This window comes from Baekduia sp. Peel2402, assembly GCF_052567285.1.
Window position 1 is genome coordinate 1346915 of the sequence record NZ_CP199582.1, and the last position, 18268, is coordinate 1365182.

Here is an 18268-nt window from a genome sequence, read left to right on the forward strand (position 1 = left end):
GGGCGCCGAAGCCGCAACCTGGTGGACGAATCTCAGCCCAGCAGGTGCCTCCAGGACAGCGCGACGTCCTCGACGGGCTCGATGCCGACCCGCTCGCCGTCGGCGCTGACCCACGATCCGTCGGGCGCGACGTCGACCTCGGCGCGCGTGTCGTTGCGCACCATGTCGGCTGCGGTGACGTCGCGGCAGCCGCGGACGGTCGACCGCACGCGCTCGGTCGGCAGCTCCGTGTCGGCGGCCGCGGCGCTCGTGAAGGCCAAGGACAACCGAGCTGCCGCCCGACCGCGCCCGCCGACCTGCGGGCGCACGACGACCGGCTCGCAGAGCATGGTGGTGGCGTTGGGGTCGCCGGACGCACCCCACGCGGCGACGCCCATCTTCACCACCAGCTCGGGCCGGATCCCGAAGTTCTGCGGCAGCCAGAAGACGCAGTCGGCGACGCGCCCGGGCGTCAAGGCGCCCACGTCGTGCGAGAGCCCGTGGACGATCGCCGGGTTGATGGTGACCTTGGCCAGGTGGCGCAGCACGCGCTCGTTGTCGGCGCGGCCGGGGTGGGCGGGCCCGTATCCCGCAGAGCCCCGCGCCCGCTTCATCACGTCCGCGTTCTGAAACGCCCGCCGCACGACCTCGCCCGCGCGCCCCATCCCCTGCGAGTCGCTGCTCAGCATGTGCACGATCCCCATGTCATGGAGAACGCCCTCGGCCGCCATCGTCGCCGGGCGCACCCGCGCCTGCGCCGCCTGCCGATCGCCCGCGACGATCCCCGGCTGCAGCACGTGGACCGCCGCGACCATCGCCTCGTGCTCGGCCGCGGTGTCGACGCCGAACGGCACGGTCGGCGAGGTCGACGACGTGAGGATCCGCTCGCGCCCGGCCAGCTTCAGCAGGTCCGGCGCATGGCCGCCGCCCGCGCCTTCGATGTGGAACGCATGCACGGTCCGGCCGCCGAACGCCGCCAGCGTGCCGTCGACCGAAAGCACCTCGTTCAGCCCGTCGGTGTGGATCGCGAGCTGGACGTCGTGCGCGTCGCAGACATCGAGCGCCGTGCGGATCTGGATCGGCCCGGCGCTGACGTCCTCGTGGATCTTCAGCGCGGCGCCGCCGGCGCGCAGGCCGTCCTCGACGCGCTCGCGGCGCGACGACGAGCCACGTACGAACAGCGCCGCGTTGATCGGCCAGTCCTCCAGCGCGGCCCAGGTGGCGCTCAGGCCGAACTCCGGGTTGGTGCCCAGGTTCCAGACCGGGCCGTAGTCCTGGGAGACCATCGTCGTCACGCCGCCGGCCAGCAGCGCGTCGATGACCTGCGGCGACAGCCAGTGCACGTGCGTGTCGATCCCGCCGGGCGTGACGATCATCCCGGTCGCGTCGAGGACCGCGGTGCCGACGTCCAGCACGACGTCGATGCCGTCCATCGTGTCCGGGTTGCCCGCGCGGCCGACGCTCACGACGCGCCCGTCCCTGACGCCGATCGACGCATAGCGGACGCCGAGGATCGGATCCAGGACCAGGCCGCCGGTGATCGCGACGTCCACCCCGCCCCGCTCGGCGCGCACGCCGAGCCCGTCGCGCATCGTGTTGCCGAAGCCCGGGACGAGCTGGTCGGGGCCGTGGACGTCGTCGCGCTCGGCGATGACCTCGAGCGACGTGTCGCCGAGACGGACGGGCTCTGTGTTGGCGTGCGGCTCAGGCACCGCGATACCCCTTCTGCTTCGCCGCCGCCAGCGCGGCCTCGCGGACCGCGGGATCGTCGAGCGCTCCGTCGACCAGGTCGCCGTGCCCGCGGACGATCCGCGCGCCGCCGATCCGTGCCAGCGCGACCTCGCGCTCCTCGCCCGGTGCGAAGAAGACCTTCGTCCGCGCCGGGATCGCCAGTCGCATCCCCCACGCCGCCGCGCGGTCAAAACGCAGCGCCGGGTTGGTCTCGAAGAAGTGGATGTGGCTGGTCACGCCGACCGGGACCGCGCCCTCGTTGACCACACGCACGCGCCCGACCGTGAGCGCGTCGTCCCACGGCACCTCCGGCTCGCCTTCCGGCGCCGCGGACGGCGGCGGTCCGAGCGGATCCTCGACGACGACCAGGTGCCGTCCGTCGCGGAACACCGCCTCGACCTCGATCCGCGGCACCAGCGCGCGCACGCCGCCGAGCACGTCCTCCTCCCCCAGAATGTCATAGGCCTTGCCTACGACCTCCGCGTAGCGCAGGCCATCTCGCGCCAGCTCGCAGATCCCGTCGGCAACGATCGCGGTGGCCTCCGCCTGGTTGAGCTGCAGGCCGCGCGCCCGCCGCGCACGAGCCAGCTCCGCGGCCAGGAAGAGCAGCAGGCGGTCCTGCTCCTGGGGCAACAACCTCATGTCGTGCAGCGTATTGCCGTCGCGCTCGCCGCGACAGCACACCCGCCGCGTCGGCAGCTCATCGCGAGCGCCTTGTTCACCCCGTCGGCGGAAACCGCCGGCCCAGCTCCTCCAGCAAGGCGTCGAGGTCGGACGTGACGACGTCGGCGCCCCACGCGTGCGCCAGCTCGACGACCGGCCCGCGGTAGAGCGCGCCGCCGAGCGCGATCAGCGGCCGCGGGCGGACGCGGTGCAGCAGGCCGACGGCCTCCTCGGCGCCGGGCAGGCGGCCGACCGTCGCGGTCGAGAGCGCGACCACGTCCGGGCACTCGTCGGCGACGAGCTGGGCGAGCGCGTCGGCGGGCGCGGCCGCGCCCAACGCGATGACCTCCCAACCGGCGCGCTCCAGCAGGTCAGAGAGCATCCGGGGCCCGAGGGCGTGCAGCTCGTCGGGCGTCGCGGCGACGACCGCCAGGCGTCCGCGCGTGGGTGCGCGGCGGCGGTCGGGCGCCAGGACGCCCATCAGCTGTGCGGTCGTCTCGCTCGCGTAGTGCTCGTCGGCGACCGTCACCTTCTCCAGCGACCACAGGTCGCCGATCTCCTGCAGCGCGGGCGCCAAGACTACGGTGTAGATGTCGACGATCCGGGCGCCGCGGCCCGCGAGGTCCTCGACGATCTCGCGCGCACGGCGCTCGTCGCGGGCCAGGAGCGCGGTGCGGTAGTCGTCTGACGCGGCGCGCAGCTCGTCGGACCCGGTCGGCTCGGGCACCGCCCGCAGCGTGCGGGCCAGGTCGCCGTGCAGCGCGCGGTCGATCGCGACGTTGACGAAGTGCGACAGGTCGCCGTCGGTGCCGATGCGGGCCTCGACCTCGTCCAGCAGGACGTCCTGGAACCTGATCGGGCGCACTTTCGTCCCCATAGGAGCAATCTTAGGTGGCATCCTCCAGGCCCGAATGAGCACCCCCCACACGCCCGCCGCCGAAGGTCTGTCGATGCCGCCCGAGTGGACGGCGCACGAGCGCACGCTGATGGCGTGGCCGTGCCGTCGCAAGCTGTGGGGCGGCCAGCTCGAGGCCGCGAAGGCCGAGAGCGCGGGCGTCGCCAACGCGATCGCCGCGTTCGAGCCGGTGACGATGGTCGCCCGCGACGCTGATGACGCGGCCGAGGCGCGCGCGGCGCTGGACGGCAACGTCGAGATCCTCATCAAGCCGGTCGACGACTCGTGGCTGCGCGACAGCGGCCCGATCTTCGTGGTCGACCACCACGACGAGCCCTCGCGCCGCGTCGGCGTGCACTTCGGCTTCAACGCCTGGGGCTCGAAGTTCTCCGGCTTCGAGAACGACGCCGCGGTCGGCCGCTTGCTCGTCGAACACGTGGATTCGGAAGTCGTACGCGCTCCACTCATCCTGGAAGGCGGGTCGATCGGCGTCGACGGCACCGGCACGCTGATCACCACCGAGCAGTGCCTGCTGCACCCCAACCGCAACCCGGACCTCTCGCGCGAGGAGATCGAGGGTCACCTGAAGGACTACCTCGGCGTGACGCGCGTGGTCTGGCTCGAGAAGGGGTTGTTGGAGGACAAGGACACCGACGGCCACGTCGACCTCATCGCCGCGTTCCTGGCTCCGGGACGCATGCTGCTCCAGCGCTGCGCGCCCGACAACCCCAACCACGACAACATGGCCCGCAACCGCGAGATCGCGGTCGCTGCGGGGATCGAGGTGGTGGACTTCGACCCGTTGGCCTACGCGTCGGTCGAGGGCGAGGAGATCGTCGCGTCCTACATGAACTTCTACGTCGGCGAGAAGTTCGTCGTCGTGCCGATCGCGGGCCAGGCGGAGCTCGACGCTGAGGCACTGGCCGCCATCGACGCCGCGTACGGCGGCGCCAAGGAGGTCGTCGGCGTCCCGGGCGTCGTGCACGCCTTCGGCGGCGGCGGGCCCCACTGCATCACGCAGCAGGTCCCGGCGCTGGGCTAGACGGCGGCGCTACTTGTGGGCGCGCCGCAGGCGGGCGCGCTCCTGGTGCTTCTCGACCACGCGACCGATCAGCTGCAGGTACTGCTGGACGCCGGTCGCCTTGAGGCGACCCTCGTGGTAGGCCTGGGTCCAGTCGTCGACCTTCGCGCCGTGCTCGACCATCAGGTTGAAGAAGTCACGGCGCAGCTCGATCCGCACCCGCGCGTCGGCCGCGATGTCCTTGGTCACGGTCAGGTCGGGCAGCTCCAGCCGGAACTGCTGGACGTCGCCGCGCCCGTGCAGGTCGACGCCGACCACGAGCTTCATCGGCTTCAGCGCCGGGACCTCTTCCAGGACCCCGCGGACGGCGGCTTGGATCAACATCGGTGCGTCGCTGCTCACGGGACGGACGTTATCGCGTACGGCGGGTACGCAACTCTGCGTATGAGGGGAAAACGCCACCCGCCACAGCGCCGCTCGGTGAGTAAGTTCGCGCGCCATGTTGCGCCGCGCCCCGGTCCTGGCCCTGTTCGTCGTGCTCGCCCTCAGCGCGGCACCCGCCGCGGACGCCGAGACGCACGTCTTCTCGATCGCCGGCTCGCCGACGACGCACATCGCCTCCACGCGCGAGCCAGACGGCGTGACGACGTCGCTGCGCGACGTCAACGCCAGGGCCGTCGCCACGGACGGCCGCTACCTCTTCTGGAGCGAGCAGCGCATCGACGGCGGCGCGATCGGCCGCATGGACCTCGACGGCGCCAACGCGGATCCGAACTGGCTCACCGGCCTCAACCACGGCGTGGGCTCCGGCCTGGCGACGGGCGGCGCCCACGTGTGCTGGAACACGACCTACGGGCCGCAGGTCGAGATCGGGTGCGTGCCGCTCGCCGCCGACGGCTCCCACGGCACCCCGACGCAGGGCGTCGTCAGCGACCAGGCCATGAACGGCCTCGCGGTCGACGGCACCGGGCACCTCTACTGGGGACGCGCGATCTCGATCGACCTCCCGGGCTCGATCGCCCGCGCCAACGCCGACGGCAGCGACGTCCGGCTCGACTTCATCCCCTACGTCATCTACCCGCGCGGGGTCGCGGTCAACGGCGACCACCTCTTCTACACCGAGTCGCACCCGCAGAGCCTCGCCCCGCCGCCCGCGACCATCAAGACGGCCCTGCTGCCGAGCGGTGCTCCGCTGGCGATCGTCTCGCTGCCGGCCAGCACCAACATCGGCCCGCTGGCCGCCAACGGCGACCACGTCTACTGGACCGAGAACAGCGGCCAGCCGAAGCTCGGGCGCGCCACGCTGACCGGCAGCGACCAGAACCGGGCGTGGGCGGCGCCGGGCGGTCCGCTGTCGAGCGTCGCGACCGAGCCGGGCGGCAGCGACACGCTCGACGTCGACCTGTCGGCGACCGCCGCCGACGGCCGGCCGCTGGACAGCGGCGGCCTGACCGAGCAGGAGAGCTTCGACGTCCACGTGACGCTGCGCAACACCAGCCCGACGCAGACGATCAACGACCTCAACTACGCGGGTGGTGCGCCGCTGACGATCGACGGGCGCTCGATCGCCAGGATCGGCGTCCTGGCCGCGCCGGCCGGCGCGCCGCCGACCACGCTCGGACCGGGCGAGAGCAAGACCTTTGACTACCGCTTGACGGCGGCCACCGATGGCGTCGCGGCGGCGATCGTCAAGATCACCGGCCGCGCCGGGGACGGCACCGCGCAGGAGGCCACGGGCTCGCTGAAGCTGACGGTGACCCAAGCGGGGCGGCTGAACGCGGCGCTGGCGCAGTGGGCGCGCGTGCAGGGCCTGGACACGCTGATGCTCGGGATGGCGCGCAAGCTCTACAAGGGCTGGGACAAGCGAGGTTTGGCGATGCAAGCCCAGCTGCGCAAGGTGCTCAGCCCGGCCGAGCGCAAGCGCTGGTTCGGGACCGCCAAGCAGGCCCTCTCCGACAACGTCGCCGTGGCTCGTGCGCTGCTGATGGGCCGAGCGCCAAGCGCGACCGCCGCGCAGTTCCCGCGCCAGGCGATCGCCGGCATCAGCGCCGATGAGCTCTACGCCGAGTACAACAACGCGTTCAAGACCGAGGTCGGCAAGGGCGCGGCCAAGTACGTGGAGAAGTGGAAGGACCTCGGCGCGGGCGCCAAGAAGCAGGTCGGCCTCGCCTACGCCGAGAGCGGGCTGGCGGTCAACTACATCATGAACACGGCGTCGCAGGACCAGCGCGAGGAGGCCGAGGCGATGGTGCTGGCCTTCTCCGACGGCGTGATCAAGGACACCACGTCCTACGCGAACTGGACGCTGAACGAGGCCACCAACCTGCTCAACGACGGCCAGGCGGCCTTCTACGCGGTGGCGAACATGGACCAGGGCGCCAAGGACGCGGTCGACGCGATGTCGGTGCCCTTCGACCAGGACGCCGCGGCGCGCGCCCGGATCGCCAAGTACGCCGACGACCAGCCGATCAAGTACCAGCGCGAGATGGCCAAGCTCGACGCCAAGATCTTCAACGCGGGCATGGAGGTCGTCGCCGACACGGTCGCCGGCGGCGCCGCGACCAAGCTCGTCACGTCCACCGGCAAGGTCGTCCAGCTCGGCAAGAAGGGCGCCGCGCTGCTGAACATGGCCAAGGCGACCGAGGTCGTCGACGAGTCCGGCAAGCTCGCCAAGGGCGTCGAGGCCGTCAAGGACACCAAGAACGCGTTGGGCGTCGGGCTGAGCGGCGAGGAGGCCGCCGCGATGCTGTCCGACAGCGAGAAGTCGCTGCGCAACGTCGAGGGCGCAACGGTCGTGCAGTCCAGCGACTACGGCAACGTGTACAAGCTGCCCAACGTCGGCGGCGTGCCCGAGGTCACCCTGGACGCCAAGGCAGCAATCCTGGAGGGCGTCGAGGACGACTTCGCCAAGACCTTCGGCAAGCCGATCGAGCTGGCCGAGGTGTTGAAGCCCTCGACCGAGCTGCGCAAGCCCGGCGCGGTCGCCAAGCTGGAGCTGACCGGGCAGAAGACCGGCAAGGCGGCGATGGTCGACGCGGGCATGCCGCCCGACGCGCTCGGCGAGGCGGTGCTTTGGAAGCCGAAGGTCCCGCCGCAGAAGATCCCGGGCTTCAGCAAGCTGTCGGAGTCGCGCCAGGCCGCGGCGATCAAGGAGTACGAGAACGCGCTGAAGGCCAACAAGGAGTGGGCCCGCCCGGCGTCGGGCTCCAAGACCTCCAAGCTGAAGTCGGTGCTCGGCAAGGAGGGCACGGTCCCGCTGGACGACAAGCCGTGGCCCGGCGGCCTGCAGCGCTTCGTCGACGCGGAGTTCGAGCTCGTGAAGGTCGAGGGCAAGTACGCCGACGCTTACCTCATCCGCGTCAAGAAGTACGAGTTGGTCGTCAAGGACATGGCCCGCGGCGGCAAGGTCGTCAACACCAAGACGGTGGTCAAGTCGACCAAGGCGCTCGCGCAGGGCGTCGACGCCGACGCGGTCGCCGTCATGAAGGTCGTCGGCCGCGACAAGGCCGGCAAGCCGATCCTCGCGTCGCTGGACGCCAGCGAGCGCTCCTTCGCGATGAGCCGCTACATCGACCGCAACATCAAGGCCCGCGCCGCCGGCCTGGTCACCGACCTGGCCGAGCACGGCGCCACCCTGGTCATGGACGACGCCGACGCCCTCCACGCCGGGTTCCTGGCGCCCAAGTTCGGCGTCCCGTTCATGCCGGAGGACGTCGGGATCCCGTTCCTGCAGCGGATCGCGAAGTTCGTCGCGCCCAAGGGCGTGACGCCCGACCAGATGTTGCAGAACATGCTCCAGGCGGTGCGCAGCGAGGGTGGCTTCGGCCAGCACGCGGTGATCCTCACCAAGGACACGCGCTATCTCGGCGAGGTCCCGGTGGCGTCCTGGTGAGGACGCGACTGCGGTACGCGTTCTTGCGTACGAGGGGAGAAATTCCCCCGCCAGGGGCGCGCCGGCCCGGGTAACTTCGCGCGCCATGCTGCGCCGCGTTCTCGCCCTGGCCCTGCTCGCCTCCGCGCTCGCCGCGGCCGCGTCCGCCGTCCCGGCCTCGGCCGACTACGTCGAGTTCCAGAAGCCGTACGGCTACGTCGAGCCGCGAGCCGTCAACCGGGACGGCATCGTGATGGTGGAGGCGTCCTACGACCTCGCCGATCCCAACGAGACGCACGTGGCGTTCACCTGGAACGGCTCCTACACGAGGCTGCCGGCCTCGCCGGCGGAGTCCGTGAGGGTCACCGGGATCGACATCAACGACCAGGGCCGGGTTCTCGGGACCAGCTCCTACTACAACCCGGCGTCGAACTGCACGTACTGGCAGCACCTGGTCTCGCGCGGGATCGTCTGGGCCGGCGCGGGCGTCCTCACCGAGCTCGGCGGCCTGCCGCACGAGGCCGACACCTCCCCCTGTGTCTGGACGCCTGTGACGCAGCCGGTCGCCATCAACAACGCCGGCGTCGTGCTCGGCTTCTCGGAGGGCAAGACCGTCACGGCCGCGGCCGGGTCGTCCGTCGTCACCCCGGTCCCTGCCGCCTGCACCCCGAACGGGATCGTCCAGCCGCCGGTGGCCATCAACGACGCGGGCACGGTCCTGCTCTCGTGCAGCGGCGGCGCGCGGCTGGTGTCCTCGGTCGGCGCGATCACCGACCTGCCCGGCTTCAGCCCCTCGCCCCGCGGGCTCACGCCGTCCGGCGTCGTCCTGGGCCGGAAGGCCGGCAGCAGCCTGCCCGCCAAGGCGATCGGCTCCACGATCGTCGAGCTTCAACCGCTGCCGGGCGACACCAACGCCTGGGCCGAGGCGATCGCCGACGACGGCACGGTCGTGGGCCACTCCTACGACGAGAAGGGCTCGCACGCGACGCTGTGGCGGCCTGACGGAACGCCGGTCGACCTCAACACGATGGCGCCGGGCGCGACGGGCACGCTGGTCACCGCCACCGACATCTCCTCCGACGGCGCCTACATCATCGGCCGCGTCACGGAAGGGGGCGGGCAGAGCGACGCCCCGTCCTACCGCATCGGCACCGGCCAGGACACGCTCGACGTCGAGCTGTCGGCCACCGCGCTGGACGGCCGCGTGCTCGGCGAGGGCGGCCTGACCGAGTCGGAGGCCTTCGACGTCCACGTGACGCTGAAGAACACGAGCACGACGCAGACGATCAAGGACATCGAGTACGCGGGCGGCGCGCCGCTGACGCTCGACGGCCGCTCGATCGCGCACGTCGGCGTGATGTCGCGGCCCGCGGGCGCGCTGCCGTCGACGCTCGGCCCGGGCGAGAGCAAGACCTTCGACTACCGGCTCAGCGCGTTGACCGACGGTGTCGCGGCGGCGATCTCCAAGATCACCGGCAAGGCCGTGGACGGCACCGCGCAGGAGGCCAAGGGCTCGCTGAAGCTGACGGTCACACAGGCCGCGCGGCTGAACGCCTCGCTGGCGCAGTGGGCGCGCGTGCAGGGCATGGACCAGCTGATGCTGTCGCTGGCGCGCAAGTTCTACAAGGGCTGGGACAAGCGCGGCGAGGCGATGCAGAAGGAGCTGCGCAAGGTGATGAGCCCGGCCACGCGCAAGCGCTGGTTCGGCACCGCCAAGAAGAACGTCATCGGCCAGATCGACGTCGCTCGCGCGCTGCTGATGGGCCGCGCCCCGAGCGCGACCGCAGCGCAGTTCCCGAAGGGGTCGATCAAGGACGTCAGCGCCGACCAGATGTACGACGCCTACAACAAGGCGTTCATGGAGGAGGTCGGCAAGGGCGTCTCCAAGTACGTCAAGAAGTGGGGCGACCTCGGCGAGGGCGCCAAGGAGCAGGTCAAGCTCGCCTGGGGCGAGAGCGCGCTCGGGCTCAGCTACATCATCAACAGCGCGTCGAAGGACCAGCGCGAGGAGGCCGAGGCGATGGTGTTGGCCTTCTCCGACGGCGTGGTCAAGGACACCACGTCCTACGCCAACTGGACGAAGAACGAGGCCAGCAACCTCCTCAACGACGGCCAGGCGGTCATCTACACGCTGGCGAACATGGACCAGGGCGCCAAGGACTTCGCCGACATGGTCTCGGCGCCGTTTGAGCGCGACGCGGCAGCGCGAGCGCGGATCGCCAAGTACGCCGACACCCAGCCGCTGCTCTGGGAGCGCGAGTCGGCCGAGCTCGACGCCAAGATCTTCAACGGCGGCATGGAGGTCGTTGCCGACACGGTCGTCGGCGGCGCGGCCACCAAGCTCGTGACCTCGGGCGGCAAGGTCGTCGAGCTCACCAAGAAGGGCGCGGCGCTGCTCAACCTGGCCAAGGCGACCGAGGTGGTGGACGAGACCGGCAAGCTCGCCAAGGGCGTGAGGGCGGTCAAGGACACCAAGAAGGCGCTCGACGTCGGGCTCAGCGGCGAGGAGGCCGCGGCGTTGTTGGAGGAGAACGCGCTGAAGAACACCGAGGGCGCGACGCTCGTGCAGTCCTCCGACTACGGCAACGTGTACAAGCTGCCCAACGTCGGCGGTGTGCCCGAGGTGACGCTCGACGCCAAGGCGGCGATCTTGGAGGGCATCGAGGGCGACTTCGCCAACACCTTCGGCCGCGAGATCGAGCTGGCCGAGGTGCTGAAGCCGTCCACCGAGCTGCGCAAGCCCGGGGCGGTCGCCAAGCTGGAGATGACCGGCCAGAAGACCGGCAAGCCCGCGATGATCGACGCCGGCATGCCCGCCGACGCGCTCGGTGAGGCCGTGCTCTGGAAGCCGAAGGTCTCGCCGGACAAGATCCCGGGCTTCAAGAACCTCAGCAAGACGCGCCAGGCGGCGGCGCTCCAGGAGTACGAGAACGCGCTGAAGGCCAACGCGGAGTGGAAGAACCCGGCGGCCAACTCCAAGACCTCCAAGTTGAAGAAGCTGATCGGCAAGGAGGGCGAGGTCCCGCTCGACGACAAGCCGTGGCCCGGCGGCACCAACATCGCGGGCGAGCCCGCGCCCGGCCTACAGCGCTTCGTCAAGGCGGAGTTCGAGCTGGTCAAGGTCGAGGGCAAGTACGCCGACGCCTACCTGATCCGCGTCAAGAAGTACCAGATCGTCGTCAAGGACATGGGCCGCGGCGGCAAGGTCGTCAACACCAAGACGGTGGTCAACTCGAGCAAGGCATTGGCCCAGGGCGTGGACGCCGACGCGGTCGGAGTGTCGAAGGTCTTGGGCCGCGACGCGGCGGGCAAGCCGATCCTCGGACCGTTGGACGCCGCCGAGCGCGACTTCGTGATGAAGCGCTACATCGACCGCAACATCAAGGCCCGCGCCGCTGGCGTGACCACCGACCTCGCCGAGCACGGCGCCACGCTGGTCATGGACGACGCCGACGCCGCCCACGCCGGCTTCCTGCAATCGAAGTTCGGCCTGCCGTTCCTGCCCGAGGACGTCGGCATCCCGTTCCTGCAGCGCATCGCCAAGTTCGTCGCGCCCAAGGGCGTCTCGACCGAGCAGATGATCAAGGACATGCTCGCGACCGTGAAGAAGGAGGGCGGCTTTGGCCAGCACGCGGTCGTGCTGACCAAGGACACGCGCTACCTCGGCGAGGTCCCGATCGCCCTCTGGTAGCGGACGTGGGTGGCGTACGGCGAGGAGATCGACTCCACGACCTCCAGCCGCGCGTCGCCCAACGCGCCGGGCGCGAACAACAGCTCTCCCCCACCGAGCGTGATCGGGGCGTAGTGCACGTAGAGCTCGTCGAGCACGTCGGCCTGGAGGGCCTGGTTGACGATCGATGCGCCGCCGGCGATGCAGACGTTCTTCGTCGGCCCGGCCGCCTCGCGCGCGCTGGCCAGCGCCGCGTCGAAGCCTTCGGTGACGAAGTGAAAGACGGTGCCGCCCTCCATCTCCACCGACTCCCGCGCGTGATGCGTCAGGACGTAGACAGGCACGTGGTACGGCGGCTCCTCACCCCACCACCCGCGCCAATCGCCACTCCACTCTCCGCGGATCGGCCCGAACATGTTCCGGCCCATGACGTAGGCGCCGTTGCCATCAAGCAGCGTCCTCGCGACCTTCTCGTCCACGGGATGCCGCTCCCGCTGTCCCATGAACCACTCGTGCAGACGCTCCCCGCCGATCCCGAGCGGGTTCTCCTCGCTCTGCTCCGGGCCCGCCATGAACCCGTCGAGCGACACCGTGATTTGGCTCGTGACCTTGGTCATGCCGTCAAGACTCGCACCTGGCGCCGAACTCATCGTCCGCGGCGCCCAGCTCGCGGCGCTGGGGGTGGTGCGGCGCGCTGGAGAGGGCGGCGAGGGAGTGAAGCCGGGTTGGCGTGGCGACCGCCATCGGTCGTCCTCGGGCGTGGTGTAGGGCGCGGAGAGGGCGGTTCGGGGCCGAAGTGTCAACCGATCGCATCTAACCCGCGTATATGGCGGGTTAGATGCGAACCGTCGACCGAATGGCACTCAACCCGCGATATACACGGGTCAAGTGCCGCTCATCGGTGAGCGACTGCCCGAAAGGCGCGTTGACCGGGAATATCCCGGTCAACGTACCCATGACTGCGACGACGAGCCCTCATTCGGGCCCGAACCCTCCCCGAGCCGACACGACGCCCGCGGACGACACCCGGCGGTCGCCACGCCGACCGGCTTCACTCCCTCGCCGCCCTCTCCAACGCCCCGCACCACCACCCACGCCCCGAACTGAGCGCCACCGACGCCCAACGCCCCACAACGACAACGGGGCGCGGCCAACCGGCCGCGCCCCGAGGCACCGCAAGCGCTACGAAGGCGCCTAGATCTTGTGCCGCTGCAACAGCTTCTTGCCGATCACCATGCGCTGGATCTCCGACGTCCCCTCGCCGATCAGCAGCAGCGGCGCGTCGCGGTAAATCCGCTCGATCTCGTACTCCTTCGAGTACCCGTAGCCGCCGTGGATGCGCAGGCACTCCTCGGCGCAGAACCGCGCGGCCTCGGAAGCGAAGAGCTTGGCCATGCCGGCCTCCATGTCGGAGCGGATGCCCGCGTCCTTCATCATCGCCGCGCGCCGCGTCAACAGGCGCGCCGCGTCGAGCTGCGTGGCCATGTCGGCGAGCTTGAACTGGATCGCCTGGTGCTGGGCGATCGGCTTGCCGAACGTCTTGCGCTCCTGGGAGTACTTCAGCGCCAGCTCCAGCGCGCGCTGCGCCAACCCCACACCACGCGCGGCGACGTTGGCGCGACCGACCTCGAGCGCGTCCATCATCTGCGCGAAGCCGGAGTTCAGGCCTGCGTCCTCGCCGCCGAGGATCTGCTCGCCGCCGCACTTGTAGCCGTCGTAGACCAACTCGGTGGACTCGACGCCCTTGTACCCCATCTTCTTGATCTTCGGGGGCACCGTCAGGCCGGCGTAGGCGCCCGTGTTCTCGGACACGCCCGCCTCCTTCTCCGTGATGAAACACGTGAAGCCCTTGTGGCGCGGCTCCGCATCAGGGTCGGTCTTGACCAGCAGGAAGACCAAGGACGACATCAAGCCGTTCGTGACCCACATCTTCTGGCCGTTGATCTCGTAGTTGCCGTCGTCGATCTTCTTGGCGGTCGTCTTGATCGCCTGGACGTCGGAGCCCAGCTCGGGCTCGCTCAACGAGAACGCGGCGCGGATCTCGCCCGTCGCCATGCGCGGCAGGTACTTCTGCTTCTGCTCGTCGTTGCCGTACTTCAACAACAGGTACGAGCCGATGAAGTGCGTGTTGATCACGCCGGAGATCGAGATCCAGCCGCGCGACAGCTCCTCAACGACCATCACGTAGGTCGTGAGGTCGAGGCCGAGGCCGCCGAACTCCTCCGGGATCGTGATGCCGAAGAGGCCGAGCTCCTTCAGCTGCTCGACGATCTCGGCCGGGTATTCGTCAGCGCCGTCGTAGTGCTCGGCGTTCGGGATGATCTGCTCGTCGACGAACTGTCGGACCATCTCGATGATGGCCTTCTGCTCGTCGGTCGTGTCGTTGTAGACGCTCGTGGTCTCAACAGCCATGTCCGTGCTCCAAGGGATCCGTCTGGTCAGGTCGGGCGGGGAAGGTTACCGGCGGACACCCGAACGTTCGTCCGCGGTAGGCGCCAACAATCCGACGCACCGGGTTCTGGGGTCGATGAGGGGCCCAGACGTGACCGAGCCGAACCCCAACGGCGGCGCCGCCCAGCGCCTCGGAGCCCTTGCCGACGCCCTTCTCGACGCGACCCTTCCGGCCTGCGTGCGCGACGCCGGTGGCCGCTACGTGGCGGTCAACCCGGCGTTCGCCGACCTCGTCGGCCTGGAGGCCTCGCGCCTGGTCGGCAAGACCGACAACGCCCTACAGCCGGCCGACGTCGCCCACCGCGTCGCCGAGCTGGACGCGCTCGTCCTGGAGGCCCACGGCCACCTCGACGCCCGCGAGACCGTGCTGGCCCGCGACGGTCGCCGCGCGATGCGCGCCTGCCGCTTCCCGGTCTACGACAACGGCGAGCCGTGGGCGATCTGCGTGGTCATGGCGCCCGGCGACGAGCGCGAGGTGGGCCGCGAGCAGCGCGAGAAGCTACAGGCGTCCGTCGGCCAGGTCGCGACCGCCGGCCTCACCGCGCCGTCTGAAGACCTCATCGCCGAGCGCACCGCGCGCGAGGCCGCCGACGCCGAGGCGTTCGCCGCTCGCGAGGCGCTGGCCGTCGAGCGCGAGGCGCGCCTCGAGGCCGAGATCGCCCAGCGCACCGCCAACGAGCAGCTCGAGCGCGCCGCCGAGGAGCTCGAGCGCCTCCGCGCCGAGGCCGCCCGCGCCGAGGCCGAGCGCGAGGAAGCCGCCGCGCGCGTCGAGGATCTCGGCGCCCAGCTCTCCTCCGTCCGCGACCACACGTCGTCGCTCGATGCCGAGCTGGAGGCCGCGCGCGCCCGTGCCGCCGAGGCCGAGGCGCGCGTCGCCGACGCGACCGCCCGCTTCGAGGAGGTCGCCCGCGAGCTGACCGACGCGCAGGACCGCGCCGGGCTGCTGTCCGGCGAGCTGGAGGCCGCACGCTCCGGCGACGCCGACCTGCAACGCCAGGTCGCCGACCTCGGCGGCCGCTGCGAGGTCCTGCAGTCCGAGCTGGCCGCCGCCGCGCAGCGCCGCGACGAGCTCGACGCCGAGCTGGCCGGGATCCGCGACGGCCGGGGCAGCGTTGAGGCTCAACTGAGCGAAGCCGCGGCCCACGCCGAGGCGCTAGCCGCCGAGCTGGAGGACGTCCGCGCCTCCCGCAAGGAGCTGAAGGCGCGGGCCAAGGAGGCCGAGGCCGAGGTCGAGCGACTTCGGTCCGGCGCCGCCGCCGCGTCGCCCGAAGAGCTGGCCGAGGCGATCGCCGCGCGCGAGGGCTTCGCCACCGAGCTGGCGTCGCTGCACCACGAGCACGACGACCTCAAGCGCCTGCTCGACGAGACGATCGCCTCGCGCGCCGAGCTGGATGCCGAGGTCGCGGCGATGCGCGACCGCTTCGACGTCGCCTCCAAGGAGCTCGAGCAGGAGCGCGGCCGCGCCGAGTGGCTCGGCGGCGAACTTGGCGCGGCGCAGGACGCGGCACGGACGGCTGCCGATGCCGCGGCGGCCGCCGATGCCCGCCGCGAAGACCTGGAGCGCGCGCTGCACGGCGCGCACGAGCGCACCGAGCAGCTGCTGCGCGAGCTGGAGGAGGCGCGTTCGGGCGCCGGTGACTCCGAGCGCCTGGCATCGGCGTTGGAGGCCGAGCGCGAGTCCCGCGCCGCCGCCGAGGCCGCCGTCGCCGACGCGCGCGAGCGGGCCGAGTCGTTGTCGCGCGAGCTGACCGCCGCGCAGGAGGCGCTCGCCGCCGCGGACGCCCGTCTCGCCGCCGAGCACGAGCGGGTGGCGCAGCTCGCCGAGGAGGCCGACCGCCGCGTCGCCGCCGAGCGCGAGCGCGCCGCTGCGCTAGAGGAGGAGGCGCTGGGCGCCGCCGCCGGTGGCGAGGCCGCGGTCGCCGAGTTGGCCGCCGAGCGCGAGGCGCGCCGCACCGCCGAGCTGGAGCGCGACCGCGTCCGCGACGCCCACGCCCGCACCCGCGAGGCGCTTGACCATCACCGCTCCGTCGCCGAGGAGGCCGCGGGGCGGCTCGCCGAGCTCGAGGCCGCGCGCGCCGAGGCCGACACGCGCCTGGCCGCCGCCGAGACCGCCCGCGAGGAGCTCCTGGCCCGCGCGCACGCCGCCGAGGCCGATCGCGGTGACGCCGGCGAGGCCCTGCGCAGCGCCGAGGCCGAACGCGACGAGGCGCTCGCGCAGGTCGAGACGCTGCGCGCGGACGTCGACGCGGCGGCACACGCGCTGGCGCAAGCCGAGCAGCGCCGCGAAGCCGCCGAGAACACGCGCACGCAGGCGATCGAGGCGCTCGCCGCGGCGGAGTCGCAGCGCGACGCGGCGCTCGCCGCCGCACCAGAGGAGCGCGACGCGCTGGTCGCCGAACGCGACGACCTCGCCGCCCGCCTCGCCACCGCCGAGGAGCACGCCGCGCAGGCCGCCGAGCTGCGCGACCAGACGGCCGCGTCCGACGCCGCCCGCGAGCAGGCCGAGGCCGCGCTCTGGCAGGCGCACGCCGACCGCGACGCGCTCGCCGACCGGCTGTCCGCCGCCGAAACCCAGGTCGCCCGCCTGGAGGCGCTTGAGTCCGCCGTCGAGGAGGCCGAGGCGCGCGTCATTGCCGCCGAGGGCCACGCCCGCGAGGCCGAGGCCGCCCGTGCCGCCGCCGCGGATGCGCTGGGCTCGTCCGACGCCCAGGTCGCTCATGCACTCGCCCAGGCGCAGTCCGCCGAGCACGCGCGGGTCCAGGCCGCCGAGGACCTCGGCGCCGCGCAGGCCGTCGCCGCCCAGGCGCAGGCCGCGGCCGACGAGGCGCTGCTGCGTGCCGCCAACGCCGAACGCGAGCGCGACGAGGCGCTGGAGCGTCTGGCCGCCGCGGAGTCCGCGCGCGACGACGCGCTGGCTGACGCCGACGCCGTCCGGATCGAGCGCGACAACGCGCTGGTCAACGCGGTGCAGGAGGCGACCGCGGGCGCGGGCGAGCGGCTGGACGAGGTCGCGGCGCGCGCCGACGCGGCCGAGGCCGTCGCCGCCGAGGCCCACCGCCGCGCCGAAGTCGCCGAGCTGCGCGCCGACGACGCCGAGCGCCGCCACGACGAGGCCGCCATGGCCCGCGACGAGGCGCGCGCCGCGCTGGTCCGCGCCGAAGCTCAAGTTGATGATGAAGTGGCGACGCTGCGCCACGACCTCGATCTGGCGCTCGCCGCCCGTGATGAGTTGCAGGCGCTGTTGGACGCCGAGCGCGAGGCCCGCGAGCTGGCCGAGCGCCGCCTCGCGGACGTGCCGCCGGCGCCGGTGATCGCGCAGGTCCCGGCGATCATGACCTCGCCGTACTCCAACGGCCGCCCGGCACTACCGCCGCTCGCGGTCGCCGCGGCCCAGGCCAAGGCGTTCGCCTTCGCAGCACCCGACGAGCCCGACGGCCCGCCGCCCGGCTTCACCCCCGACGCGCTCGACGACCTCGACCGCGCGCTGGCCAAGGCGTCCTCCCCCCGCGCCGCCGGCCGCGCCGCGCTACAGGCGTTGGCGACCGCCACCGGCTGGAAGGGCGGCGCGCTCTGGCAGGACGCCAACGGCGCCGGCACGTTCTCCTGCTCGGAGACGTGGAGCGCCTACATGGCGGGCCTGGACGCCTGGGAGACCATGGCCTGGCGCGCGCACCTCGAGGACGGCCTCGTCCCCGCCGCCGCCGGCTCCGGCGAGGCGCACTGGGCCGACACCGAGGAGATGCTCGCCTGCCCGCGCTCCCGCTCCGCCGCCTGGGCCGAGCTGGGCACCCTCGCCACCGTCCCCGTCGCCCACCCCGACGGCCGCGTCCTCGCCGTCTTGGAGCTCGTCCGCGAGACCCGCGACCCCGCCGACCCCGAGCTCCTCGCCACCCTCTCCGCCGTCGCCGTCCGCCTCGCCGAGCGCCTGGGCTCGATCGAGGTCGAGCTGGCCTCGACGGCCGGCCGCTTCTAGAGCGCCCGGCGGGC

At 72.0% G+C, this 18268-nt stretch carries 10 protein-coding genes; 4 read left to right on the plus strand and 6 right to left on the minus strand.

Annotation, left to right across the window (positions count from 1 at the left end; all coding sequences use genetic code 11):
- Nucleotides 1-32 precede the first annotated feature (32 nt).
- From ACT01A_RS06685 to ACT01A_RS06695, 3 genes are all read right to left on the minus strand, one after another.
- Nucleotides 33-1691: an urease subunit alpha gene (locus tag ACT01A_RS06685; RefSeq protein ID WP_445151463.1), complete on the minus strand. Its 1659-nt coding sequence runs from the start codon at nucleotides 1689-1691 to the stop codon at nucleotides 33-35.
- Entirely contained in the window at nucleotides 1684-2352 is a 669-nt protein-coding gene (gene ureA, locus ACT01A_RS06690; RefSeq protein ID WP_445151464.1) for an urease subunit gamma, read from the minus strand. Before ureA ends, ACT01A_RS06685 begins: the two co-directional genes overlap by 8 nt.
- Nucleotides 2353-2428: 76 nt before the next feature.
- On the minus strand, nucleotides 2429-3238 hold the full coding sequence (locus ACT01A_RS06695; RefSeq protein ID WP_445151465.1) for a cobalamin B12-binding domain-containing protein: 810 nt from the start codon (nucleotides 3236-3238) through the stop codon (nucleotides 2429-2431).
- Between the two features lie 46 nt (nucleotides 3239-3284).
- Here ACT01A_RS06695 and ACT01A_RS06700 point away from each other — a divergent pair, with 46 nt between their 5' ends.
- Nucleotides 3285-4310: an agmatine deiminase family protein gene (locus tag ACT01A_RS06700; RefSeq protein ID WP_445151466.1), complete on the plus strand. Its 1026-nt coding sequence runs from the start codon at nucleotides 3285-3287 to the stop codon at nucleotides 4308-4310.
- Nucleotides 4311-4319: 9 nt separating this feature from the next.
- On the opposite strand, the gene ACT01A_RS06705 is transcribed toward ACT01A_RS06700, so the two are convergent.
- Entirely contained in the window at nucleotides 4320-4691 is a 372-nt protein-coding gene (locus ACT01A_RS06705) for a hypothetical protein (RefSeq protein ID WP_445151467.1), read from the minus strand.
- Between the two features lie 97 nt (nucleotides 4692-4788).
- Here ACT01A_RS06705 and ACT01A_RS06710 point away from each other — a divergent pair, with 97 nt between their 5' ends.
- Together ACT01A_RS06710 and ACT01A_RS06715 are read left to right on the plus strand one after the other, a co-directional pair.
- On the plus strand, nucleotides 4789-8181 hold the full coding sequence (locus tag ACT01A_RS06710) for a hypothetical protein (RefSeq protein ID WP_445151468.1): 3393 nt from the start codon (nucleotides 4789-4791) through the stop codon (nucleotides 8179-8181).
- 85 nt (nucleotides 8182-8266) lie between these two features.
- On the plus strand, nucleotides 8267-11851 hold the full coding sequence (locus ACT01A_RS06715) for a hypothetical protein (RefSeq protein WP_445151469.1): 3585 nt from the start codon (nucleotides 8267-8269) through the stop codon (nucleotides 11849-11851).
- On the opposite strand, the gene ACT01A_RS06720 is transcribed toward ACT01A_RS06715, so the two are convergent.
- Both ACT01A_RS06720 and ACT01A_RS06725 read right to left on the minus strand, forming a co-directional pair.
- Nucleotides 11818-12447, minus strand: coding sequence for a dihydrofolate reductase family protein (locus ACT01A_RS06720; RefSeq protein WP_445151470.1), 630 nt, complete (start codon nucleotides 12445-12447; stop codon nucleotides 11818-11820). The genes ACT01A_RS06715 and ACT01A_RS06720 overlap by 34 nt on opposite strands.
- A gap of 577 nt (nucleotides 12448-13024) precedes the next feature.
- Complete coding sequence (locus ACT01A_RS06725; RefSeq protein WP_445151471.1) at nucleotides 13025-14242, minus strand: acyl-CoA dehydrogenase family protein; 1218 nt, start codon at nucleotides 14240-14242, stop codon at nucleotides 13025-13027.
- A gap of 115 nt (nucleotides 14243-14357) precedes the next feature.
- Here ACT01A_RS06725 and ACT01A_RS06730 point away from each other — a divergent pair, with 115 nt between their 5' ends.
- Nucleotides 14358-18254 (plus strand): PAS domain-containing protein, encoded by a 3897-nt coding sequence (locus tag ACT01A_RS06730; protein WP_445151472.1) that lies wholly within the window; start codon nucleotides 14358-14360, stop codon nucleotides 18252-18254.
- Nucleotides 18255-18268 lie beyond the last annotated feature (14 nt).